This window comes from Micromonospora violae, assembly GCF_004217135.1.
GTDB classification, from domain to species: Bacteria; Actinomycetota; Actinomycetes; order Mycobacteriales; family Micromonosporaceae; genus Micromonospora; species Micromonospora violae.
In genome coordinates this window covers 2,240,629-2,263,961 of sequence record NZ_SHKK01000001.1, presented here as the reverse complement: position 1 = coordinate 2,263,961, position 23,333 = coordinate 2,240,629, and the positions used below count along the sequence as shown (strand labels likewise).

The following is a 23,333-nucleotide window of genomic DNA, read 5'->3' as shown; positions in this document are numbered from 1 at the left end:
GGACAGAACAAGCGCGTCACCTTAACGCGCCGGAAACACCTCCGGTACCAACCCTCGGAACGCTCGTCGGACAGTCGACAGTCGACACCCACCGACACGCGAACCGGGGTGACCATGGCCGACAACACCACGAACGCGCCGACTTACGACGGGCCGGTGGGCCGGTCCGGCAACGGCCGGACACCGCCCACGCCGCGCACCATCCGGGCCCTGGCGCTCGACGACGGCGACCCGGCTGACCTGGCCACGATCGGGGTGGAGGAGGAGTTCCACGTCGTCGATCTGCACACCCGGGAGTTGGTGCCCCGCGCCGGCGAGTTGCTCGACCGGTTGCCGGCGGCCTCGTTCACCGCCGAGCTGCACCGCAGCGTGGTGGAGACCAACACCGCGGTCTGCCGCACCCTCGACGAGATTCGCGCCGAGCTGACCGGGCTGCGGCAGAGCGCCGTCCAGGTCGCCGACCGGGCCGGGCTGGGCATCGTGGCGGCCGGTACGGTGCCGTTGCGCGCCGACGGCGACCCCAGCGTCACACCCACCTCCCGCTACCGACGGATGCTCGACGAGTACCAGCTGCTCGCCCGGGAGCAGCTGATCTGCGGGGCGCAGGTGCACGTCGGCGTCTCCGATCGGGATCTGGCGGTGGCGGTCACCCGTCGGGTCCAGCCGTGGCTGCCGACCCTGCTCGCCCTCTCCACCAGCTCGCCCTACTGGCTGGGGCAGGACAGCGGGTACGCCAGCGTCCGGTCGTTGGTCTGGCAGCGCTGGCCCACCGCCGGCGACCCGGGTGAGGTGACCAGCGCCGCCGACCACGAGGCGCTGGTCGCCGAACTGATCGCCTCCGAGACCATCACCGACCCCGCCATGATCTATTTCGATGTCCGGCCGTCGGCGCACGTGCCCACCGTGGAACTGCGGATCACCGACGCCAACCCCGACGTGGAGACCATCGTCCTGCTCGCCGGCCTGTTCCGGGCGCTCGTCCGGCGGGAGGTCGCCGCCCTGCGCGCCGGGGTCGAGCGCACCGCCGTGCGACCACCGGTGCTGCGCGCCGCCGTGTGGCGGGCGGCCCGCTCCGGCCTGGAAGGTGACCTGCTCGACCTGCCCCGCTCGGCCCGACCGGTCCCGGCCGCCCAGGCGGTCGGCCGCCTGGTGACCGACCTGCGCCCACAGTTGGAGGCGACCGGGGACTGGGAGCAGGTCCGCGAGCTGACCCGGTACGCACTGGAACGCGGCAGCTCCGCCGCCCGACAGCGGCGGGCGTACCAGCGGCGTGGCCGGTTGGCCGACGTGGTCGACCTGCTGCTCGACGAGACGCGGGGCCAGGCCCGCGGGCCGCTGCCGGGCGCGTCGACACCACCGGCGCTGCCCACGTACACCGATGCCGGCGACGAGGTCTTCGGACCGGCCGGACCGCAACCGGTGTACGCCCCGATGCTGGCGGCCCTGCGCCAGCTCGGTGCCGGCGCCCTGCGTCAACGCGAGCACGACCGGGACGAGGAGCAGCGGGCCCGGGGGGTGACGTTCAGTGTGGCCGGTGAGGCGAGCACCCGGCTGTTCCCGGTGGACCTGGTGCCCCGGGTGGTGCCCGCCGCCGACTGGCGGAGCCTGCGTACCGGCCTGGTGCAACGCGCCCGCGCCCTCGACGCGTTCCTGCGCGACGTCTACGCCGACCGGACCGTGGTGGCCGACGGCGTGGTGCCGGCGTGGGTGGTGGAGTCGTCACCCGGGCTGCGCCCGACCGGGGCGCTGATGGGCCGGCGGGGCACCCGCATCCAGGTGTCCGGCACCGACCTGGTCCGCGACCCCGCCGGTGGCTGGTACGTGCTGGAGGACAACCTGCGGGTGCCCTCCGGGATCGGCTACGCGGTGCAGAACCGCCGGCTCACCCGGGCGGTGCTGCCGGAACTGCCGGCACCGAAGGATCTGCTGCCCGCCGACGAGACGCCGGCGATGCTGTACCGGGCGTTGGTCGCCGCCGCACCCGCCGCGACCGACGACCCCGCCGTGGTGGTGCTCAGCGGCGGTCCAGGTGATCCGGCGTGGTTCGAGCACCGGCTGCTCGCCGACGAGATGGGTGTGCCGCTGACCGAGACCAGCGACCTGCTGGTGGAGGAGGGCCGGGTCCGGCTGGTCCGTGAGGGCTGCCGCCGCGAGGTGGACGTGATCTACCTGCGGATGGACGAGGAGGCGCTGCTGCACGCGCCGGGCGCGGACGGGGTGCCGTTGGGGTGGCCGCTGCTCGCCGCGGTGCACGCCGGGCGGCTCACGCTGGCCAACGCGCTGGGCAACGGTGTCGCCGACGACAAGGCGTTGTACGCGTACGTTCCCCGGCTGATCGAGTACTACCTGGGCGAGAAGCCGCTGCTCGGGGACGTGCCCACGTACCTGTGTGGGCTGCCCGAGCAGCGGTCCGAGGTGCTGGGTCGGCTCGACGAGTTGGTGCTCAAGCCGGTCGACGGGTACGGCGGTGACCGGGTGGTGATCGGCCCTCGGGCCGAGGCCGAGGAGTTGGACGCCGTCCGGGAGCAGATCCTCGCGGCCCCGCACCGGTGGATCGCCCAGGAGATGGTCGCGCTGACCACGCACCCGGTCTTCGACGGTACGGCGCTCGTTCCCCGCCACGTCGACCTGCGGGCGTTCGTGTTCCTCGGTGACACCGCCGAGGTGGCGCCGGTGGCGCTGACCCGGGTGGCGCCGGCCGGCAGCATGATCGTCAACTCGTCGCGGGGCGGCGGGTCGAAGGACACCTGGCTGCTCGGTGGAGCGGACGAACCGTTGGTGTAACCCACACCGCGACCGTGGTCGGGCTGAGGCGTTATCCTGCGCCGGTGGAGGTCGCGGCGCAGGGCGAACGGTTGGCCGCGGACCTGGGCCGTTGGTTGACCGAGGTGACCTTCGTCGACCTGGACACCGACGAGGTCACCGCGCGGGTGATCGACTCGGTGGTGCGGTGGGCCGAGGCCCAGGGGTGGCGGGTCTACCGGCGCGCCCCCAGCGTGTTGCCGTTGCCACCGCCGCTTCAGCAGCGGCACTCGGTTCTCGACGTGGCCTGTGCCCGTCCCGACGGTCCGCCCGTCGTGGTGGAGGTCGACCACACCGACCGGGCCCGTACGGTGCAGAAGCTACGCGCGGAGGCGGACGCCGGCCGGATTCCGATCTGGGTGCGGTGGGGCGTCGGGCGTTTCACCGTGCCGCCACCGCCGGTGCGGATGGTGACGGTCGAGGTGACCCGCCGGGCCGGGCCGGCCGGGCGTGGGCGTCTGCACAGCCGCCTCGGTGACCGCCCCGCCCCGGCCCACTCGACCGGCGGCGGCACGGTGACCCCGCAGGCGCTGCCGATCCCGTCGACCGACCCGGCGTCGGGCCGGGCGGAAGACGCGGGTAAGGGGACCTGAAGCGAATCGTAAGCGGAGGTCGGCAGAGTTCTGGGTGTCACCGGAGAACACGACAGACACCCAGGAGATTCCGATGCGCAAGCTCATCAACTCGACCTACCTCACCCTCGACGGCGTCATCGAGAACCCGATGTGGACCGGGCCGTACTTCGACGAGGAGGCCATGAGCCTCGCCGGTGCGCAGACCGACGAGGCCGACGCGATGCTGATGGGCCGGGCCACCTACGACGGCATGTCCGCCGCCTGGCCGACCATGGACGAGAACGACCCGACCACCGGCGCCGCCTACTTCAACAACGTCAAGAAGTACGTCGCCTCGACCACCCTGACCGACCCCACCTGGAACAACACCGAGGTGATCCAGGGTGATCTGGTCGAGGCGGTCACCGCGCTCAAGGCCCAGGCGGGCAGGAACATCATCCAGTACGGCTTCGGCTCGGTCACCGCCCAGCTGATCCGGGCGGGCCTGGTGGACGAGGTCCGGTTCTGGATCCACCCGGTGCTGGAGGGCGCCACCAACCTGACGGCGCCGCTGACCGACTTCAAGGCGTCGTTCGACCTGGTCGACACCCGGGTGCACAAGAGCGGCGTGATCATCGCGTCGTACCGGCCGAAGACGACGGCCTGACCAGAGATCAGAGCTGAGCCCGGGCCTCGCCCGGGCTCAGCTGCGCGCCCTCGGCGAGCAGCGCGTCGAAGTGTTCCGGCCCGAGCTCGGCGCGCAGTCGCGCGGTCACCCGGTCGGTGTCGTCGCGTTCGGCCGGCGCGGCGGGGGACTGCGTGGCGAGCCGGGCGGCGGCCGCCGCACCCAGCAGTCGGGCCGCGACCTCGGGGGAGCGGACCGCCGCCGCCATCCCCTCCAGCGGGCCGATCGCGTCCCGCATCGTCGCCATCGCCTCGGCGGCCTCGAACGCCTCGACGTGCAGGGCCAGCGCCCCGTCCGGGTCACCGCCCTGCTCGACCGCGTGGCCCAACTCGACCAGCACCATCGGCAGGTACAGCGCCGGCGGGTCCTCGCCCCGACCCAGGTCGACGAGGCGGGTGAGGTGCGTGACGGCCAGATCGAGCTTGCCGTCGCGGCGAGCGGCCATACCCAGGCTCATCTCCGCGAAGACCAGCGCACCGGGTGCGGCCTGCTCGACCGCCAGGCTGTAGGCGCGTTCGGCCAGTTGCCGGGCCTGGGCGTAGTCGCGGGTCTGCACGGCGAGCCAGGCCAGCCAGGACAGCTCGGCGCAGACCTGCGGCCACAGCGCCAACTCCTCGGCCCAGCGCAGCCCTTCCCGGTGCAGCGCGATGGCCCGCTCGTGCTCACCGCGCATGTCGGCCAACCCACCCACCCACTCCGTCGCCCGGAGCCGACCCCACCGATCGCCGATGTCGGCGAAGAGCGCGGCGCTGCGGGTCGCGGTGCGCTCCAGGGTGGTCTGATCACCGTTGGCGTGCGCGATGTGGGCCAGGGAGGAGAGCACCGCGGCCTCGATCCACGGATCGTCGACGGCGGTGGGCAGCACCTCCGATGCCAGGGCCAGGTCGCTGTGCTCGATCACCGCGTTCGCCGCGAACCACGCGGCGTGACTATTCGGAACGGCGGCGACCGCGGCGCGCACATCGTCCGGCGCGACCGCCTCGCCCTGCATCAGGGCGAAGCCGACCCGCCAGGGGGCCGCGCGGGCCTCCTGCTCCGGATCACCAGGCTGGGCCAGCGCGCGCCGTGCCTCGGTGAGCCGGCCACGCAGAAACCAGTACCAGCTCAGCGCGACCGCGAGGCGCAGCCCGCCACCGTGCACCAGAGCCGACCGCAGGTTCGCCAGTTCGGCGTCGAGCAGCGCGAGCCAGCGTTGCTGATCGGCCCCGCGCAGCCCGTGGTCGGCGCGCTCGGCCAGTTCGGTGTAGTAGGCGGCGTGCCGTCGGCGTACCTCGTCGGTGTCGGTCAGACGCTCGAGGCAGAACGCGGCGACGGATTCGAGCAGCCGGTAGCGGGGGGCCGCCCCGGAGTCGTCCAGTACCACCAGGGACCGGTCCACCAGCCTTGCGAGGGCGTCCAGGTCGGTCCGGCAGACCTGTTCGGCGGCCTCCGGGGTGCAGCCGTCGGGGAACACCGCCAACCGGGCGAGCACCGTCTGGTCGGGGTCGTCCAGCAGATCCCAACTCCAGGCGATCACCGCGGTCAACGTCCGCTGCCGCGGTGGGACGTCGCGCTGGGCGGTGCTGAGCAGCCGGAACCGGTCGTCGAGCCGGTCCACCACCCCGCGTACGCCCAGCGCGCGGACCCGGGTCGCGGCCAGCTCCAGGGCCAGCGGGAGGCCGTCGAGGCGACGGCAGAGCTGGGCCACCGCCGGCGCGGTCCGCTCGTCCAGCCGGAATCCACGCTGCTGGGCGGCGGCGCGGGCGGCGAACAGACGCGCCGCCGCCGAGCGCCGGACCGTGTCCACGTCACCGTCCTCGGGCAGCGACAGCGGGGGTACCTCCCAGAGCAGCTCCCCGGTCAGGCCCAGTGGCTCCCGACTGGTGGCGAGGACGCTCACCTCGGGCGCGTCGCGCAGCAGTCGGGCGACCAGCGCGGCGACCGGTTCGACGACGTGTTCGCAGTTGTCCAGCACGAGCAGCAGGTGCCGGTGCCGCAGGGCCGCGACGAGGCGGTCGGTCGCGGACAGGGTCGTGCCGGCGGCCTCCCGGACGTCCAGCACGCCGAGGACCTGCTCGGCGATGCGCGGGTCACCGGCCGGCAGTGGCGCCAGCTCCACCAGGTGGACGCCGTCCGGGCAGGACCGGGTCCGGGCTGCCTCGGTGGCCAGTCGGGTCTTGCCGACACCGCCCGGCCCGACCAGCGTCACCAGGCGTTGCCGGGGCAGCAGCCCGCGCAGCTCCGTCACCGCCTCGGCGCGCCCGACCAACTCGTCGAGCTGGGCCGGCAGGCTGTTGCGGATGATCGCGGCCTTCGGCGGCGCGCTCAGTTCGGCGTCCTGTTCGAGGATCCTGCGGTGCAGCGCGACCAGTTCCGGGCCGGGGTCGAGGCCCAACTCTTCGGCGAGTCGGTCGCGCAGGTCGGCGTAGCTGTCCAGCGCCTCAGACTGGCGTCCGGCCGCGTACAGCGCGCGTAGCTGCACCGCCCGCAGGCCCTCCCGCAGCGGGTGCCGGGCGACCAGCTCGGCCAGGTCGGCCGCGACCATGTCGTGCTCACCCCGGGCCACCCGCGCCTCGGCCAGTCGCTCGTGCGCCGCGAGGCGCTGCTCGGCCAGGCGGGTCGCCTCGGCGCGGACGAACTCGGCGTCGGCCAGATCGGCGTACGCGTCGCCGCGCCACAACGCGAGAGCCGCGGTGAGCCGGTCGGCGTCGGTGCTGCGGGTCAGCTCGACGAAACGGTCCGCGTCGACGTTGTCGGCCCGCAGCAGGTAGCCGGGCGGTCGTGACTCGACCAGCTCGCGGGCACCCGGCTCGGCGTCGTTGAGCGCCTTGCGCAGCTGCGACACCCGCACCTGGAGGGCCCCGGCGGGGTTGGCGGGGGAGTCGTCACCCCACAGGTCGTCGATGAGGCGGTCGGCCGAGACCACCTGGTTGCGGTTGGTCAGCAGGTCGGCCAGCAGCGCGCGGACCTTGGTGCCGGGTACGACCACCGGCTCGCCGGCGTCGGTGGTCACGGCGAGCGGCCCGAGCACCCCGAACTGCACGGCGGTCATCCTAGCCTCGGTAAGCAGAGCTGAAGCCGACCGTAAGCGCGGTGGCGCACCGTGTGGGCATGGACATCTACCACGAGACGCACGGCAATGGTGAGGGTCGACCGCTGGTGCTGATCCACGGCGCGCTCTCCGGCATCGGTACGTCGTTCGGCACGATCCTGCCGCTGCTGGCGAAGAACCGGCGGGTGATCGCGGTCGAGTTGCAGGCCCACGGGCGTACGCCCGACGTGGACCGTCCACTGACCGTGGAGCACTTCGCCGCCGACGTGGTCGAGGTGCTCGACCGGCTGGGCGTGGGGCGGGCGGACGTGTACGGCTGGAGCATGGGCGCGGCGGTCGGGCTGCGTCTCGGCACCCACCACGCCGACCGGGTGGGCCGGCTGGTGCTCGCCTCGGTGAGCTTCGACGAGGACGGCCTGCATCCCGGGCTGCTCGACGGGATCCAGGACCTGCAACCGGAGCACCTGCACGGTTCGGAGTTCCACGAGGAGTACCTGCGGACCGCGCCGGACCCGGCGGGCTGGGCGACCCTGGTCACCAAGATGAAGGTCCTCGACGCGAAACTGCCGTGCTGGACGCCGGAGCAGATCCGCGCGTTGGCCGCACCCACCATGATCGTGCTGGCCGACGCCGACATCGTCCAACCCGAACACGCGGTGCGGATGTTCCGGCTGCTCGGCGGCGCGGTGCCCGGCGACCTGACCGGCCTGCCGGCGTGCCGGCTGGCGATCCTGCCCGGCACCACCCACACCACGATCCCGCAGCGCGCCGACTGGCTGGCCCCGATGATCGACGAGTTCCTGGCCGAGGACGGGCCGGAGGCATAGACGGAGTGTCGGTGTGCGGCCGGGATCACGAACTCGTCGCGTCGGACGGCGGAGCCTGTTCGGATCGGCGGCGGACCGCCGTGAGCATGCGTCGCACGCCGAGGACGTGACCGCCCGATCTGAGCAGCAGGTGCCGGTAGAGGCCGCCGGCCAGGCCGGGGAAGACCGCTCGGGTCTCGGCTCGCAGCCGGGACCGGGCTGGACCCTCCGCGTCGAGGCGGAAGATCAGCGCGTAGGTCGAGAACCGATGACTGCCGCGCAGGGCCAGTTCCTGGCCGGGGATCGCGGTGGCGACGTGGAACCCGGGAAATGTTGAGCCCTCGGTGAGTGGTCGGGGCCCGGACGTGACGGGGTCGGCGGCGCCCACCAGGCGGGCGTACCCGGTCATGCCGGGTCGCGAGAACGTCGCTTCGACGACGTCGGCGAGGTGCGGCCAGACCTCATCGGGCGTCGCCGCGACGAGCGTGGTGTGTTCGTCCAGGTGGGGCAGTGAGTCGATCCGCATCGGCGCCTCCCGCATCACCGACCATTCTCACCCGGCGGTCCGATGCCCGGGGCCCGTGCCATGGCGCCCGGCTGCGACGGTCCGTGCCAGGGCACGGGGAGAATCCACGTCAATGCCCTTGAATTCCTATCGTGCCGGTAGGAAAATAGGTGAATGTCGGTTGGTCCGCTCCTCACCTTGCGTCGGGTCGTCGACCTGATGCGGACCGCCAGCGAGCTCTGTCCGGGCGCACCGGCCACCGACTGAGCACCGCAGCCCCGCATCCTCCGCACCGCACCTTCGACCGATCCGGCCTGGCCGGATCGGTTCACGACCATGGAGTACGCCATGACATCCGACCAGTCACCGTCCACCCCACCGACAGCCGGCGAGTCCCGGCTCGCCTTCAACGAGGACTGGGTGGCGACCATCCTCGGCCTGGCCCTGCTCGCCCTCGTCCTGCTCGGTGCCATCCCCGCCGGGCTGGTGCCCTGATGACCGCCGACGCGACCCGCACAAACAGTGCAGCCCGCACGACCGACGCCACCCCCGCCGACGAGGTGGTCGAGCCCAGCGGGTCCTCAACCACCGCCGGGCCCGCCGAGCCGACCAGCGTGCCGCGTACCGGGGCGTTCTGGGCCTGGACCGCGCTCGGCCTGCTGATCGTGGTCGGGCTCGCCGCGCTCACCCGCTACCTGGAGCAGAACGTCCCAGCCTGGGCCGAGGGCACCGCCGTCGAGGACATCGGAGCGGCGATCGAGTACCCGGTCTACGCGATCCTGCTCGGCCTGCTCGGCAACGTCGCCGTCACCCTGCTCGGGTGGCGGGACCGGATCGCCGCTGCGTTCCGGACCGAGTTCTTCATCAAGACCGGTCTGGTGCTGCTCGGGGCGTCGATCAACCTGGCCGTCATCGCCAGCGCCGCCGGCCCGGCGATCGCCCAGGCGATCCTGCTGATCAGCGGGGTCTTCCTGTTCACCTGGTGGTTGGCCGGCAGGTTCGGCCTCGACGACAGGCTGCGGGCGCTGCTCGCGTCGGCGGTGTCGATCTGCGGGGTCAGCGCGGCGATCGCCGCCGCCGGGGCGGTGCGGGCGCGCCGCGAGCAGTTGGCCTACACGGCGAGTCTGGTCATCGTCTTCGCGCTGCCGTCCATCTTCATCCTGCCCTGGCTGGCCGACGTGTTCGGGCTCTCCGACGCGGTGGCCGGCGCCTGGATCGGTGGCAACATCGACACCACGGCCGCGGTCACCGCCGCGGGAGCGCTCGCCGGTGAGGAGGCGCTCCAGATCGCCAGCATCGTCAAGGTCACCCAGAACGCCCTGATGGGTGTGGTGGCGGTCGCGCTCACCGCGTACTTCACCCTGCGGGTGGAACGACGGCCCGGCGCGGCCCGACCGGGCCTCGGTGAGCTGTGGACGCGGTTCCCGAAGTTCGTCCTGGGCTTCATCGCGGCCTCGGTCATCGCCACCTGGTACCTCGACGCGGCGGGCGCGGACGGCAAGGCCACCATCGCCATCGTCAACGACCTGCGCGTCTGGTTCCTGATCCTGGCCTTCGTCAGCATCGGCCTGGAGGTCCGGGTCGCGTCGCTGCGGGAGGCGGGTTGGCGGCCGGTGGCGGTGTTCGCCAGCGCCACCGTGTTCAACCTGGCGTTGGCGCTGGGCCTGGCGTCCCTGTTGTTCCGCAACTTCTCCGCCTGACTGTGCGGGGCCGGAGCCAGAGCGGCTCCGGCCCCGCCAACCAATTGCCCCTCCGCACCGACAGCCCGCAATTTCCGTCACCTGATCGGAAATTTCATCGATCAGTCTGACTCTTGCGGGTCGGCATCCACTGCTGCCACGATGGCCGTCAATCCCTTCCGTCGAAGAAGGAGTGGTCGTCATGGCGGTGTCCCGCCGCAGGTTCGTCACATCGGTGCTGGCCGGGTCCGCCCTCGCCGCAGCCTCCACCACTGAGCTGTTCGCCCGCCCGGCGCACGCCGCCAGCCCTCCGGGGGACGTGGTCGGCAAGGTGACCGTCGGCTACCAGGGCTGGTTCAGCGCCCCCGGCGACGGGGCGCCGATCGGCGGGTGGTGGCACTGGGGCCGCGACCGGTTCCAGCCGCCGTCGCCCGCCAACACCACAATCGTGTCCTGGCCGGACACGCGCGAGTACACGCGCAGCTATCCCACCGCGTACCCCAACCTGGGCAACGGCCAGGCAGCCACCCTCTTCTCCTCGTACGACCAGCAGACGGTGGACACCCACTTCCGCTGGATGCAGGAGTACGGCTGCGACACCGCCGCGCTGCAACGGTTCAACCCGATGGGCGACGAGGGCCCGACCCGCGACGCGATGGCACAGAAGGTGCGCTCCGCCGCCGAACGCCACGGCCGCAAGTTCTACATCATGTACGACGTCACCGACTGGCTGAGCTTCCAGTCGGAGATCAAGACCGACTGGACGACGAAGATGGTGGCGCACACCGCGTCGTCGGCGTACGCCCGACAGAACGGCAAACCCGTCGTCTGCATCTGGGGCTTCGGCTTCAGCGAGCCCAGCCGCCCCTTCACCCCCGGGCCCTGCCTGGAGGTCGTCAACTGGTTCAAGGCGCAGGGCTGCTACGTCATCGGCGGCGTGCCCACCTGGTGGCGGCAGGGCATCGAGGACTCCCGCCCCGGCTTCCTCGACGTCTACCACGCCTTCCACGCGATCTCACCGTGGATGGTCTACCGGACCACCACCCTGGAGGGCCTTGACTCGTACTACCACAACGTCAACATCGGCGACCTGGCCGACTGCGCGGCGCACGGCATCGACTACCTGCCCTGCGTGATGCCCGGCGACCTCGCCGGAGGGCACCGCCGGCACGGCGACTTCTACTGGCGGCACATCTACAACATGGTCCGGCTCGGCTCCCAGGGCCTCTACGTGTCCATGTTCGACGAGTACAACGAGGGCAACCAGATCGCCAAGACGTCCGAGACCCAGGCCACCACCCCGGCCGGCGCGAACATCCGGGCCCTGGACGAGGACGGCGTCGCCTGCTCCGCCGACTACTACCTGCGGATCACCGCCGACGGCGGCCGGATGCTCAAGGGTCAACTCGCCCTCACCGCCGTCCGCCCCACACCGCCGATGGTCGGCACCCCACCCCCGACCGGCAGCGACCTCGCCGCCGGCCGGTCCACCTCGGCCAGCAGCCAGAACGGCCCGTTCCTGGCGTCGAACGCGGTGGACTCCGATGCCGGCAGCTACTGGGAGAGCACCAACGGCGCGTTCCCCCACTGGTGGCAGGTCGACCTCGGCGCCAGCCACCAGGTCAACAAGCTGGTGGTGCGGCTGCCCGCCGGCTGGGGCGCACGCACCCAGACCATCACCGTGCAGGGCAGCGTCGACGGCGACTCCTTCTCGACCATCGCCGCGGCCTCCGCGTACACCTTCGACCCGGGCACCGGCAACACCGTCACCCGCACCCTGACGACCACCACCACCCGCTACGTCCGGCTCAGCATCGCCGGCAACACCGGCTGGCCGGCGGGCCAGCTCGCCAAAGTCGAGGTGTACGCCGGCAGCACCGTCCCGGACAACCCACCGACCGCGCCGAGCGGCCTCACCGTCACCGGCAAGACCTCGACGAGCGTGTCCCTGACCTGGACGGCCTCCACGGACGACACCAGGGTGACCGGCTACCAGGTACGCCAGGGCGGCACTGTGGTCGCCACCGTCACCGGCACCACGGCGACGGTGAGCGGGCTCAGCCCGTCCACCGCGTACACGTTCACGGTCGTCGCGCGCGACGCCGCCGGCAACACCTCCGGCGCGTCCAACGCGGTCACCGTCACTACGGACGCCGCAGCCAACGCGGACCTCGCCCGGGGTCGACCGACGTCGGAGAGCAGTCATGTCCAGAGCTACGGGTCGGGCAACGTGGTCGACGGTGACGCGAACAGCTACTGGGAGAGCGCCAACAACGCGTTCCCGCAGTGGGTCCAGGTCGACCTGGGTGCGTCGCGCACGGTCGGGCGGGTGGTGCTGAAGCTGCCGCCATCATCGGCCTGGGCCACGCGGACGCAGACCTTGTTGGTGCAGGGGAGTGCCGACGGGGGAAGCTTCAGCACGCTCGTCGGCTCGGCCGGGCGGACCTTCGACCCGGCGACTGGCAATGAGGTGGCGCTGACCTTCACCGCAGCTCAGACCCGCTACGTGCGGATCACCGTCACGGGTAACACGGGGTGGCCGGCTGGGCAGTTGTCGACGCTCGAGGTCTACGCCAGCTGATTGGACGTGGGCGGCCGCCGGACGCCGACCGGCGGCCGTCCATCTCATCGAACGGGCGCAAGCCGCACCTCGCCAAGGTCCACGTCATTGTGGCCCGGTCAGCCCCGAGGGAGGGCAAGCAGAGTGAGAGCGGCGACGATCTCAGTAGGATCCGCACATGTCCCGACCGGTGATCTTCGACCTCTTCCATACCCTGGTTCACGGTGCCGATGACGAGCGTGACCGGGTAGTTGGCGAGATGGCGCTCGTGGTCGGGGTGGCTCCGGCCGCGCTGGTCGCCGCGTACCACGCCACCTGGCGTGACCGGCTGGTCCGGTGGGACGTGGAGGAGACCGTCCGCATTCTCGCCGGACGCCTTGGCGGCACGCCAACCGACGAACAGGTGACACGGGCCGGTGGACATCGGCGAGCCCTCGCGCGTCGGGTGCTGGGTACTGTCTCGACCGCCACCCTGGACGTGCTTGACGCGCTGCGCGACGACGGGCGTTCGCTGGCCCTTATCAGCAACGCCACCTCGGAGACCGCCGAGGCATGGCCGCAAAGCCCTCTTGCCCGCCGCTTCGACGTCGCGGTCTTCTCCTGCGAAGTCGGACTGGCCAAGCCCCACCCGGCGATCTATCGCATTGCCGCTGAGCGGTTGGGCGTCGCGCCGGCAGAGTGCGTCTTCGTCGGTGACGGCGCAGACGGCGAACTGGCCGGCGCGGCAGCGGTCGGTATGAACGTGCTTCGTACCACTGAGCACAACGACACCGATCCGAGCTGGGGCGGACGTGCGTTCGCTACCCTTGGCGACCTACCCGCCCTGCTGCGCGAATCGGCCGGTCTAAGTTCCGCTTCAACGTCTGACGGTCGGGTTGGGTGACCAACTGGGTGACGACGGACGCGACCAAGGCCGGACGCCCATGGATGCTGGTGGACCATTCGGGCAGCTCAGCGCTGCTACTCCCGCAGCTCATCGCCGGGCGATCGTTCCTTCACACCGAAGAGGCGATCACCGCGGGCATCGGCTCCGTCAGTAGTAGCCAGGTGTCTGGAGTGATGTGCGGTTTGCCGGGAACAGCACGTCGTTCCTCTCGGTAACCCGTCGGGCAGACCTCGGCGGCGAGCCGACGCCAGAAGCGGGCGGCACCAGGGTTTTCTTCCTGGAATGGCACCTCCCAGTGTCCTCGGTGTTTGGCGAAAAGCTGCTGGGCGGCGAGACGTCCGACGCCCGAGCGGCGCACAGCCCGCACGACGAAAAATTCGGCGATGCGCAGCGGCTGGATGTTCAAGTTGGAGACAAATGCAAAGCCCACGGGTCGGGTGTCCCGACAGATGATGTAGCCGGCGCTGTCGGGGTCCTGGAGGTAGGTCCGCAGCCGGCCAGGGGTGAACAGGCCGACGTCATCCGGCAATGTGTCCCGGAACTCAGACGGGTCGTGCCGGTACAGCTGCCACAGCCGTTCCATGAGGAGTAGGTCACCGGGCAGGACCGACCGAAGAGTGGCAGGCTTCAGCATCCCGTCATCATGCCGGATCAAGAGGGCACAGGAGGCCGACGTCCTGATCCTTTGCCTGCAGTCACGGGGTTATGTCGGCCGGGAGAAGGGTGAAATGACCGAGCCGCCAGCAAGGTACAGCGGAGCGCGTAGGTCACGGGCGTTCATCGCCGCATGAACTCGTGCGGCGACATTGTCGGGAAGACGCTGCTCGGCCTCTCGCGGCGAGAAGAAGGCGACGCCCTCCAACTCCTGTCCCGGCAGATCGAGACCATCGAGATTGGCGATGGACCCGCAGTCGAACGTGAAGCTGACAATCGCGCGTGGCCGCTGCCCGGCGGGCGGTGCCCAGTCCACTACGAGGAGGTCACCCACCACCACGGAGATCCCCAACTCTTCACGGACCTCACGGGCGCAGGCATCATGTGGGTACTCACCCTCGTCGACATAGCCGCCGGGGAAGGCCCAGTGGTCGCGGTACGTGGGTTTGACGAGCAGCACGTTGCCGACCGGGTCGGTGATGAAGGCCGCAGCGGCGGCGTGGAAGGAAGCCAGGTTGGCGTACCACGTGGCAGGCTCCGTCCAGGTCACCTCGGTGACGCTAGCGGATGGGCCCAGGTGGGGCTCTCGCGCTACGCAGCTGTCGGCAGGGTCGCGAGGCTGCGCAGGACCTCGTTGACCTGGGGCGACGCCTGCTGAGGGCTGAGCGCCGCACTCAGTTCGCGGACGCGCTGTTGAACACGTGCCGAATGGATATCCGAGGCGTGCTGTGCCAGCTTCCGACCCCAGATGCAGGCGGCGTCGGTGTCCCCGGCGCGGGCAAGAGTCACGGCGAGGAGAGCGGTGTGCAGGGCGCGCGTTCGGGTGTTTTCGCTGGCAAGGGTGAGAGCGTCGGGAGCGTGGTTAAGGGCCTGCGAATACAGCTGCAGGTCGCCGAGGCACCTCAACGCGGCTCCGGCGAGGTGGGCCGGGCTGAAGTAGGTGACCCAGCGTGGGCCGGGGGTTGCGCCTGCGCGGCCGAGCGCACGCTCGGCTCTGGCGAGCGCGAGTTGGCAGCCACGTCGCTCGCCCGACTGCCCGTAAGCGGTGGCGGCGGTGGCGTGCAGCCGAGCGAGCACGGCGGCCGGCGCGCGCCCTGCCCCGTCGATGGCCGCTTCGGCGAGCCGGGCCGCGTCCCGGGAGTGGCCCAGGTGCACGGCCTGGGTGGCGAGGTTGGCCAGCAGGTGAGCGCCGTAGAGGCGGTCGTCGGCGGCCTTGGCTAGCCGCAAGGCGACGGTCATGTGTTGTTGGGCGGTGGCATGGTCGCCCGCGTCGTAGGACATGAAGGCGAGCTGCCCGCACAATGTCGCGGTTACCCGCATGAGGTCGCGTCCCACGGCTCCGGTGTAAGTGCCGTGCAGCATGGGTGCGACCTGGCGTACGAGGAAGTCGGCCATGAGGGAACGGGTCCGCGGAGAGCCGCTGCCGTGGCGCCGATCGAGGTCGGTGAAGTGGTCCGCCAGCCCGTACAGCGACTGAACGTCGGTGGGGGTGACTTGCTGTCGACCGCTACGACTGGCCGACTCGTCGGGTAGGTCATACCGCCAACCGAGTGCCGCCTGTAGGGCTTTGCCGCTGTCGAACGGCCCGGTGACCTGTGAGCTGAGCTGCTTGGCGAGCCTCGTCCAGATCTGCTCGGCGGTATCTATCGCGCCGCCGACGGACGCGGGATAGACGCACGTTCCGATGGTGTCGGCCGCACCGAAGCCCAGCTCCGTGACGGCGACGGAGCGACCGAGCTTGCGGGTCAGCGTCTCGGCCATGGCGGCCTGGACGTGTTCGCCTGGCCGGCGACCGCGTAACCACCAGTAGACGCTGGCAGCGTCGTACCGCCAGGTGCCCTGGTTGCGGCCGGCGTGATTGAGCTGGCGAGCGAAAGCGGCGTGCGCGGTGCCGTAGCCAGCGGCAATTAGCAGCCCTTCGAACGCCGCGTTCGTCACCGGTCGCGCCATGGTTCCGCCTCCAGGTATCGGTCAACTACGACTAGTGACGAGCCTATGGGTTGATTCGGTTCTGCGGAGACCGGCGCAATCCCGCGCAACCCACGTCCTGAGCAGCGCAATCGAGCGCATTGCTTGCCATCTGGTTCGTCGTTCGGCAACCGGCTTCGGTGATTGCAGGAGTCCTGGGTGCCGGCGATGTCCGAGCGTCGCGCCCTGGTAGACGGAGGTGGGAATGCAAGGCGAATCGCCCACGAGTAGAGGCGAGCAGTCAGAGGCGGTCGAGCGGGAGGCTGCCAAGCAGCGCCTTCTGGCGCAGGCCGAGGCGGAGCGTGTACCCGTAGACGACACGACCCGTGCGGTCCCGGACCGGCGGTGGCGGCGTGAGCAGCGATGACATCCCGATCGGTCGACGGGTGGCCCGATGGAGGGTGCGGCGGTCGATGACGCAGCAGATGCTCGCGGATCGGGTGCGTAGGTCGAAGAGTTGGGTGGACAAGGTGGAGCGGGGCGCTCGCACCCTGGACCGGTACTCGGTGATTCAGGAGGTGGCCCACGTCCTGCGGGTCGACCCGGAGGTGCTGCTCGGTCAGCCGCAGGCCACTCCGGTGGGCACGCCGGACGGGGTGGACGACATCCGGGCCGCCCTTGCCCGCTACGACATCCCGCGGGTTCCACCGCGGACGGACGAGCTGCGACGGCAGGTTGGGCACGCGTGGTTGACCTATCAGCATGCGCATTACGGGCAGTTGGTGCGGGTGTTGCCGGGTCTGCTCGACGCTGCCCAGGGCGTGCGGTCGCCGGAGCTGTTGGTGCAGGCGTACCGGATCACTTCGTCGCTGCTGGTGAAGCTCGGCGAGGCCGACCTGGCCTGGCTGGCCGCCGACCGCGCGATGTCCGCCGCCGGCGACGATCCGCTGCTCGCGGCGACAGCGACCATCTCGATAGCCCAGGCGCTCCGCGCCTGCAACCGCGACCACCTAGCCCTAACCGCGACCCTGTCTGCGGCCAACCGCCTCCTCCCCGACCCAGCCCGCCCACGTGATCATGAGGTTGACGGGCCGTTTGAAGATCAAATCACCCGTCAACCTCATGATCAACGGGGCGAGGGCCGGGGCACGGGCACGGGTGGGGGCGGGGTTGCGCGTCAGCGGTCGGCGGGGGAGTGGGCGGTGGGTGGGACGTTGCTGGTGCAGGCCGCGCTTGCTGCGGCCGGGTGTGGGGAGCACCGTCGGGCGGACGAGCTGACTGAGCGGGCGGCGGGAGTCGCGGCCAGGCTGAGGGGGTACGACGATCCGCACCGCACCAGCTTTGGGCCGGTCGCCGTTGAATTGGCGCGGGTGCTCGTGGCGGCGCAACGGGGTGACGCCGTTGAGGCGCTGCGGCGGCATTCGACCGTGGTGCGGCGGGAGGCGTGGCGGCGGTTGCCGGCCGAGTATCGGGGTGCGTACCTGGTGGACGTCGCTCGGGCGTACCTCCAGGTGGGTGACCTGCGCGGGGCCGCCCGCGCGCTTGTCGACGCGGACAGCATCGCGCCGGGTGAGGTTCGGTGCCGGCCGTTGGCGCGTACCGTCATCGCCGATGTTGCTCGCGCGCAGCCGGCGCCGGCCGGCGTGGCGCGACTGGCCACGGTGGTCGGCCTCACCCGCTGACGGAGGAGCGCAGGCACCTGTCGTAGGCCGGGTGGATGGTGCGTAACGGCGGCAGCGTCAGTGCTTCCAGAGGTTCTCCGTGCGGAAGTACCTGGCGGTGAACTGCTCTTCCACGGAGTCGAAGTCCATCTCCTCACCTGTCCACCCACCTGGCCAGACGTCGACACCGGAGGGTGCGCTGATGGCCGTCAGGACGGTGGAGCACCGGTGGCAGCGCCGGGGTGCCGAATCCCGGAACCGCCCGCCGCAGTCGCAGGGCCGCAGCCGTGCCTCAAGTGCCGCCATCAGCGTGGCGTAGGCGTCGTCCCGGGACGGCAGCGCGTCCGCGATGGCCGTACACGTGCTGTCGTAGTAGCTGATGTCCACCCGCATCGGGCAGCTGTCGCAGTAGAGGAAGTAGCAGTCCAGGAGTGGCGAGTGGTCGAGGCGGTAGAGCCGTTCGTGGCACTCCGGACAGGTGATCTCCTCACCATTCAGCCAGTTGTCGTCGTCAAGTTCATCCGTTTGGCTCACCGATTGATCATTCCATTCGTGTGACGGATGAGCGTCGGCGTCTGTCGTCGGCCGGGTGGATGGTGCGGACCGGGTCGGGCACCGGCCCTCGGAGTTGCCACTCGCGGGGGTAGCCGAGGGAGACCTCCTCGAAACGCACCCCGTCGTGGAAGGTGGTGCGGGGGATGTGCAGGTGACCGTAGACGACGGTGGCCGCGTCGAAGCGTAGGTGCCAGTCGCTGGTGCGGACGGTGCCGCACCACTGGGCGAACAGCGGGTACCGCAGGACGTCGGTGGGTTCTCGCACCAGCGGGTAGTGGTTCACCAGCACCGTCGGCAGCGTCGGGTCGCGTTCGGCCAGTCGGCGTTCGGTCTCGGCGATCCGGGCCGCGCACCAGGCCTCCCGGCTCGGGTACGGGTCGGGATGCAGCAGCGCCTCGTCCGTGCACACCACCCCGGCGGCGTACGCCAGGGCCAGGGACTCCTGCTGGGTGCGTGCCTGCGGCACCCGGAACGTGTAGTCGTAGAGCACGAAGAGCGGGGCGATGGTGGCCGGGCCGCCGTCGCCGTCCCACACCGGGTACGGGTCCTCCGGGGTGAGCACCCCCAACCGCCGGCACATCCGCACCAGTTCCTGGTAGCGCTCCTCGCCGCGCAACGTGACCGGGTCGCGCGGTGGTGTCCACAGCTCGTGGTTGCCGGGTGCCCAGACGACCCGTGCGAACCGGCTGCTCAGGAGCCCGAGCGCCCACTCGATGTCGGCGTACCGGTCACCGACGTCCCCGGCGACGAGCAGCCAGTCGCCGTCGTTGTCCGGGTGCAACCCCTGCACGAACGCGCGGTTCTGCGGGTGCCCGACGTGCAGGTCGCTGACAGCCCGCAGTCGGGGCGGAAGTTTCACCCTCCGAGGTTAGGACGGCGCGGGAGGGTCCGGAAACCCCTGTTCCTGCTGTTCGGGCCGATCTGACGGGCCGCATATCCGCGGACCGGGCGGGAAAGCGCAGGCGTCCGACAGCCCCAAACCGGAGCAGGAGTAAAACATGCCTTTCATCACCGTGGGGACGGAAAACTCCGCGCCCATCGACCTGTACTACGAGGATCACGGTTCCGGTAAGCCGGTGGTGCTGATCCACGGCTTCCCGTTCAACGGGGCGACCTGGGAGAAGACGACCACCCAGCTGCTCAACGCCGGATACCGGACGATCACCTACGATCGGCGCGGTTTCGGCAACTCCGCCCAGCCGACGTTCGGCTACGACTACAACACGTTCGCGGCGGATCTCGACGTCCTGATGACCGAGCTGGACCTCAACGACGTGACCCTGGTGGGTCACTCGATGGGCACCGGCGAGGTGATCCGCTACCTGGGCAACTACGGCTCGCAGCGGGTCAGCCGGGCCGTGGTGGTCAGCCCGCTGCAACCCATGCTGGCGAAGTCGAAGGACAACCCGGAGGGCGTCGACACGAGCCTGTTCAAGGGTTTCCAGGACGCCATCATCAAGGACCGGTTCGCCTACCTGACCCAGTTCTGCGACGCGTTCTTCAACTACAGCGAGAACAAGGGCAAGCTGGTCAGCGAGGAGGCGTACCGGGCGCACTGGCAGATCGGCGCGATGGCCTCCGCCAAGGGCACCCACGACAGCGTGGACGCCTGGCAGGAGGACTTCCGGCCCGACCTGCCGAAGATCAACATTCCGGTGTTGATCGTGCAGGGCGACAAGGACAACGTGCTGCCCTACCCGGTGACCGGCCAGCGGCTCGCGCCGATGATGCCGACCGCCAACCTCATCACGCTCAAGGGCGCGCCGCACGGTCTCCCGTGGACGAACGCCAACGACGTCAACAAGGCGATCATGGACTTCATGAAGCAGCCGGCCAAGGCTCGCGCCTGATCCGTTCCGGTAGCCGATCGGACGCCAGCGCCCGCACGGCGCTGCGACACCCGGCCCACGGTTTCGCACCCGGGGCCGGGTGTCGTCCGCGTTCAGGCCCGGCGGGCCACCACCGCGCCGTTGGCGCCGGGTGCGTCGAACGGCACCGTACGCACGTCGACGAAGCCGACGTCGGTGAGCCAGGCGGCGTACTCGGCCCCCGAGTAGTTTCGCCCACCCTCGGTCTCGACCAGCATGTTCATCCCCATCAGCGCTGCCTCCGGTGGCCCGGTGCGGTCGTCGTTGAGCAGCAGTTCGCAGACGACGATCGCCCCACCGGGTGGCAACGCCTCGTGGCACCGGGCCAGCAACGCCCGGTTCGTCGGCTCGTCCCAGTCGTGCAGGATCATGCTGAGCAGGATGACGTCGTGCCCGTCCGGCAGCGCCGGGTCGGCGAGGAAGTCGCCGCCCACCGCGTCGATCCGCCCGGTCAGGCCGGCCTCCGCGATCCGCTCCCGGGCCCGCACGCAGACGTGCGGCAGATCCAGGACGGTGGCCCGCAGGTCGGGCAGGCGCCGACAGAGCTCGATCGGGAAGGCACCCGCCCCACCGCCGACGTCGAGCAGCCGGCGGTGCGTCGAGAAGTCGTACGCGTCGGCCAACGCGCTGGCGGTGAAGCTGGACGTGGAGAACATGGCGTCCCAGAACTGCGCCAGCATCTCCGGGTCGACGGTGTCGAACATCGACTGTTGGGCCTCGGGGTCCCAGGTCAACGGCCGATCCGTACGCAGTGCCTCGCCGATGCGGTGCCAGGGCAGGTAGGTGCGCAGATCCGAGTAGCGGACCTGTGCGCCGAAGTAGTACGGGCGGCCCTCGACCAGGAACTGCTCGGCCAACTCGGAGTTGCGGTATCCGTCGCCGGCCTTCTCCAACAGCCCGAGCGACGCGCTGGCGGCCAACAGCAGGTCCGCGGGCCGGTCGGGCAGCCCGAACTCGGCGGAGACTTCCTCGACGGTCATCGTCCGCCCGCCGGCCAACCGGGTGAACAGGCCGAGCTCGACGCCGGCCGCAAGAGTCTTGAACCCCCACACACCGGCCACCAGGCGCATGAGGGGAGTCGGAGAGATCATTACGACATCAGATCACGATTCTGCGCCGTCCACGATGGTCGGTCACGCCCGCAGCAACGTCACCAACCCCGCGGCCACCAGCACCCCGGCCCAGAGCCGGTCCACGTTGAACCAGGCCCGACGCAGCACCCCCACCCCGAGGACCTGGTAGACCAGCATCGCCACGGCCAGGGCGACGCCGAGCATCGCCACGGTGTGCACCCCGGCCGCCGCGAGGCCCGACAGCGCACCCACCGGCGCGGCGGCCAGGTGCCCGGAGTGACCTCCGGGCACCGGCTCGGCCACCAGCACCGGCAACAGCATCAGCCCCGCCCCGTGCGCCGACGACATCAGGAACGACCAGCCGGCGAGCTGCGCCGCCGACAGCCGCATCCCCGCCCAGCGGAAATGCCGCTCGGAGAGCAGCCGCCACAGCCCGAACGCGACCAGCAGCACACCACCGACCACCGCGAGGGCGGTGCTGGTCGTCACCGACCGGGTCGCGGCGACCAACGCGGCGACGATCGCCACCGAGGCGAGATGCCCCGCCGCGATCGGCGGCAGGGCGCGCAGCAACGCCCGCCGGCTGCGCTCCTGAAGGCCCCGAGCCACCGCGAACAACCAACCCATCGCCGGGTTCAGACCATGGAACGCGCCGAGCGCGGCGAGCGTCGCCAGGGTGGTGACGGTCACGGAAAGCAGTACGAGTCGGAGGAGGCGTCCCCGCCCTGCAAGCGGGTCTGGTGCACCCGCAGGCCGCGGAACTCGTCCCCGTGCGGAAAGAACCGCTCGTCGGGGGTGAGCCCACCGGCGTCCACGTCGACGTCGAGCTTGGCCAGCCAGGCGCCCACCCCGTCGGGGTAGAACTGGTCGTCCCACGCGCCGTAGAGCGAGTTGCTGACGTAGACCCGCCGGCCGTCGCGGCTGACCTCCACCATCTGCGGACCACCGGCCAACGCCTCGTCCGGCGCGGCCGGGTGCGCGGTGCGGCGGACGATCCCACCGAGGTGCACCGAACCCGTCTGCACCGGGTGCAGCGGGTCGCTGACGTCGTACTGGCGCAGCTCCCCGGTGCCCCAGCAGGAGACGTAGAGGAACCGGTCGTCCACCGACAGGTCGATGTCGGTCACCAGCGGCGGCACCGCCCCGAACGGCTTGAGCAGGTCGGGCAGGTCCGCCGGATCGGCCGGCTCGGCCGGGATGTCGATCACCTTGGTGACCGCCCAGGCGTCGCCGTCGCGGTGCCACAACCAGATCGAGGCGGACAGGTCCTCGACACTGATCACCACCCCGACGAACCCGTACGACTTCGTCGGGTCGTGCGCCGGCCGCAGCTCCAGCGGCATCTGGTACTGGTCGCCGAGATCGACGCGTTGGACGTGCCGGCGTTTCGCCAGGTCCCAGAAGTGGATGGCGTGCCCGTAGCGCCGGCCGAGCAGCAACTCACCGATGATGCCGTCCTCGATCATCGGTGGGGTGCCCCACTCGCTGGTGACCAGCACGTCCTGAGTCAGGTGCCACCACATGTCGTACGCCAGGAACTGGGGACCCCGGTCGGCCTCCCACGCCCCGCGTACCTCGAACGTGGTGTGGTCGAGGATGGCGATGCCACCCGGGCCGTCCGCGCCGTCCGCGCCGCCGAGGGCGGAGAGGTAGATGCCGTCCGGGCCGCAGTGCACGGTGTGCGGCCGCGAGTAGCCGGCCCGCTTCGCCAGCTCCTCCGCCCCGATCACCTTGACCACCTGCGGCTGGCGCGGATCGGGCTGGGTGTCGAGCACGTGGATGCGCGACGAGCGCAGGCCGGGCACGATCAGGTAGCGCCGCTCGACGTGCGGGTGCGGGGCGGTCGGGCAGAGCGCGCTGCTGCACGCGTTCCAGCCGAAGTGGTGCAGCTCGTCCCCGACGTACGGCAGGTCGGTCCAGCCGACGACCCGGCCGTAGTCGGGGGAGTCGGGGTCGGTGTCCAGCACCACGATGGCGTCCGGACGGCTGGCCGTCCGGTCGAAGGCCGCCACGTAGGCGAGCTTCTCCGCCGGTGCGGTCACCGCCTCCCGGGGTGAGGGGTAGAAGGTGGGGTCGGGGGTCCAGCGGGTCATCGCAGCTCCGCTC

The 23,333-nt window shown here is 70.9% G+C and carries 20 protein-coding genes; 10 read left to right on the top strand and 10 right to left on the bottom strand.

What is annotated here, in order from left to right; translation table 11 throughout:
* Positions 1 to 114: 114 nt before the first annotated feature.
* The 3 genes from EV382_RS10330 to EV382_RS10320 all read left to right on the top strand — a co-directional run bounded on the left by EV382_RS10330 (position 115) and on the right by EV382_RS10320 (position 4,023).
* On the top strand, positions 115 to 2,784 hold the full coding sequence (locus EV382_RS10330) for a carboxylate--amine ligase/circularly permuted type 2 ATP-grasp protein (RefSeq protein ID WP_208758360.1): 2,670 nt from the start codon (positions 115 to 117) through the stop codon (positions 2,782 to 2,784).
* A 44-nt stretch (positions 2,785 to 2,828) separates the two neighbouring features.
* Positions 2,829 to 3,395 carry a hypothetical protein gene (locus tag EV382_RS10325; protein ID WP_244236620.1) on the top strand — a complete coding sequence of 189 codons (567 nt, stop codon included), beginning with the start codon at positions 2,829 to 2,831 and terminating at the stop codon, positions 3,393 to 3,395.
* Positions 3,396 to 3,468: 73 nt separating this feature from the next.
* Positions 3,469 to 4,023, top strand: coding sequence for a dihydrofolate reductase family protein (locus EV382_RS10320; protein ID WP_130401340.1), 555 nt, complete (start codon positions 3,469 to 3,471; stop codon positions 4,021 to 4,023).
* A gap of 7 nt (positions 4,024 to 4,030) precedes the next feature.
* Here the strand turns inward: EV382_RS10320 and EV382_RS10315 are convergent, their stop codons facing one another.
* A complete protein-coding gene (locus EV382_RS10315) occupies positions 4,031 to 7,072 on the bottom strand; it encodes an AfsR/SARP family transcriptional regulator (protein WP_244236619.1) in 3,042 nt (1,013 codons plus the stop codon).
* Between the two features lie 59 nt (positions 7,073 to 7,131).
* Here EV382_RS10315 and EV382_RS10310 point away from each other — a divergent pair, with 59 nt between their 5' ends.
* The gene (locus tag EV382_RS10310) at positions 7,132 to 7,899 is read left to right on the top strand and encodes an alpha/beta fold hydrolase (RefSeq protein ID WP_130401339.1); all 768 of its coding nucleotides are present in this window, start codon (positions 7,132 to 7,134) and stop codon (positions 7,897 to 7,899) included.
* 25 nt (positions 7,900 to 7,924) lie between these two features.
* Here the strand turns inward: EV382_RS10310 and EV382_RS10305 are convergent, their stop codons facing one another.
* Complete coding sequence (locus tag EV382_RS10305; RefSeq protein ID WP_130401338.1) at positions 7,925 to 8,404, bottom strand: hypothetical protein; 480 nt, start codon at positions 8,402 to 8,404, stop codon at positions 7,925 to 7,927.
* 327 nt (positions 8,405 to 8,731) lie between these two features.
* Here EV382_RS10305 and EV382_RS32680 point away from each other — a divergent pair, with 327 nt between their 5' ends.
* The 4 genes from EV382_RS32680 (at position 8,732) to EV382_RS10290 (ending at position 13,505) form a co-directional block, all read left to right on the top strand.
* Entirely contained in the window at positions 8,732 to 8,878 is a 147-nt protein-coding gene (locus EV382_RS32680; RefSeq protein WP_165435755.1) for a hypothetical protein, read from the top strand.
* Positions 8,878 to 10,083 carry a YeiH family protein gene (locus tag EV382_RS10300; protein ID WP_130401337.1) on the top strand — a complete coding sequence of 402 codons (1,206 nt, stop codon included), beginning with the start codon at positions 8,878 to 8,880 and terminating at the stop codon, positions 10,081 to 10,083. Before EV382_RS32680 ends, EV382_RS10300 begins: the two co-directional genes overlap by 1 nt.
* A gap of 181 nt (positions 10,084 to 10,264) precedes the next feature.
* Positions 10,265 to 12,643, top strand: coding sequence for a glycoside hydrolase family 99 protein (locus EV382_RS10295; protein ID WP_130401336.1), 2,379 nt, complete (start codon positions 10,265 to 10,267; stop codon positions 12,641 to 12,643).
* Between the two features lie 157 nt (positions 12,644 to 12,800).
* Complete coding sequence (locus EV382_RS10290; RefSeq protein WP_130401335.1) at positions 12,801 to 13,505, top strand: HAD family hydrolase; 705 nt, start codon at positions 12,801 to 12,803, stop codon at positions 13,503 to 13,505.
* A gap of 112 nt (positions 13,506 to 13,617) precedes the next feature.
* Here the strand turns inward: EV382_RS10290 and EV382_RS10285 are convergent, their stop codons facing one another.
* From EV382_RS10285 to EV382_RS33070, 3 genes are all read right to left on the bottom strand, one after another.
* A complete protein-coding gene (locus EV382_RS10285; protein ID WP_130401334.1) occupies positions 13,618 to 14,142 on the bottom strand; it encodes a GNAT family N-acetyltransferase in 525 nt (174 codons plus the stop codon).
* Between the two features lie 69 nt (positions 14,143 to 14,211).
* Positions 14,212 to 14,712, bottom strand: coding sequence for an NUDIX domain-containing protein (locus EV382_RS10280; RefSeq protein ID WP_130401333.1), 501 nt, complete (start codon positions 14,710 to 14,712; stop codon positions 14,212 to 14,214).
* Positions 14,713 to 14,753: 41 nt separating this feature from the next.
* Positions 14,754 to 16,112: an NsdA family TPR-like regulatory protein gene (locus tag EV382_RS33070; protein ID WP_130401332.1), complete on the bottom strand. Its 1,359-nt coding sequence runs from the start codon at positions 16,110 to 16,112 to the stop codon at positions 14,754 to 14,756.
* Positions 16,113 to 16,456: 344 nt separating this feature from the next.
* Here EV382_RS33070 and EV382_RS10270 point away from each other — a divergent pair, with 344 nt between their 5' ends.
* Positions 16,457 to 17,752 (top strand): helix-turn-helix transcriptional regulator, encoded by a 1,296-nt coding sequence (locus EV382_RS10270; RefSeq protein WP_279636467.1) that lies wholly within the window; start codon positions 16,457 to 16,459, stop codon positions 17,750 to 17,752.
* A 57-nt stretch (positions 17,753 to 17,809) separates the two neighbouring features.
* Here the strand turns inward: EV382_RS10270 and EV382_RS10265 are convergent, their stop codons facing one another.
* Both EV382_RS10265 and EV382_RS10260 read right to left on the bottom strand, forming a co-directional pair.
* Positions 17,810 to 18,265, bottom strand: a complete 456-nt coding sequence (locus EV382_RS10265; protein WP_130401330.1) for a hypothetical protein — start codon at positions 18,263 to 18,265, stop codon at positions 17,810 to 17,812.
* 7 nt (positions 18,266 to 18,272) lie between these two features.
* Positions 18,273 to 19,145 carry a metallophosphoesterase family protein gene (locus tag EV382_RS10260; RefSeq protein WP_130401329.1) on the bottom strand — a complete coding sequence of 291 codons (873 nt, stop codon included), beginning with the start codon at positions 19,143 to 19,145 and terminating at the stop codon, positions 18,273 to 18,275.
* Positions 19,146 to 19,284: 139 nt separating this feature from the next.
* On the opposite strand from EV382_RS10260, the gene EV382_RS10255 reads away from it, so the two are divergent.
* Positions 19,285 to 20,136: an alpha/beta fold hydrolase gene (locus EV382_RS10255; RefSeq protein ID WP_130401328.1), complete on the top strand. Its 852-nt coding sequence runs from the start codon at positions 19,285 to 19,287 to the stop codon at positions 20,134 to 20,136.
* A gap of 92 nt (positions 20,137 to 20,228) precedes the next feature.
* Here EV382_RS10255 and EV382_RS10250 read toward each other — a convergent pair whose 3' ends face one another.
* Genes EV382_RS10250 through EV382_RS10240 form a run of 3 tightly spaced genes read right to left on the bottom strand, consistent with a single transcriptional unit; the run spans position 20,229 to position 23,320 of the window.
* Entirely contained in the window at positions 20,229 to 21,245 is a 1,017-nt protein-coding gene (locus EV382_RS10250) for a methyltransferase (protein WP_130401327.1), read from the bottom strand.
* A 42-nt stretch (positions 21,246 to 21,287) separates the two neighbouring features.
* The gene (locus EV382_RS10245; RefSeq protein ID WP_130401326.1) at positions 21,288 to 21,917 is read right to left on the bottom strand and encodes a hypothetical protein; all 630 of its coding nucleotides are present in this window, start codon (positions 21,915 to 21,917) and stop codon (positions 21,288 to 21,290) included.
* On the bottom strand, positions 21,914 to 23,320 hold the full coding sequence (locus EV382_RS10240; RefSeq protein ID WP_130401325.1) for a selenium-binding protein SBP56-related protein: 1,407 nt from the start codon (positions 23,318 to 23,320) through the stop codon (positions 21,914 to 21,916). The genes EV382_RS10245 and EV382_RS10240 overlap by 4 nt, the downstream gene beginning before the upstream one ends.
* Between the last annotated feature and the right edge of the window lie 13 nt (positions 23,321 to 23,333).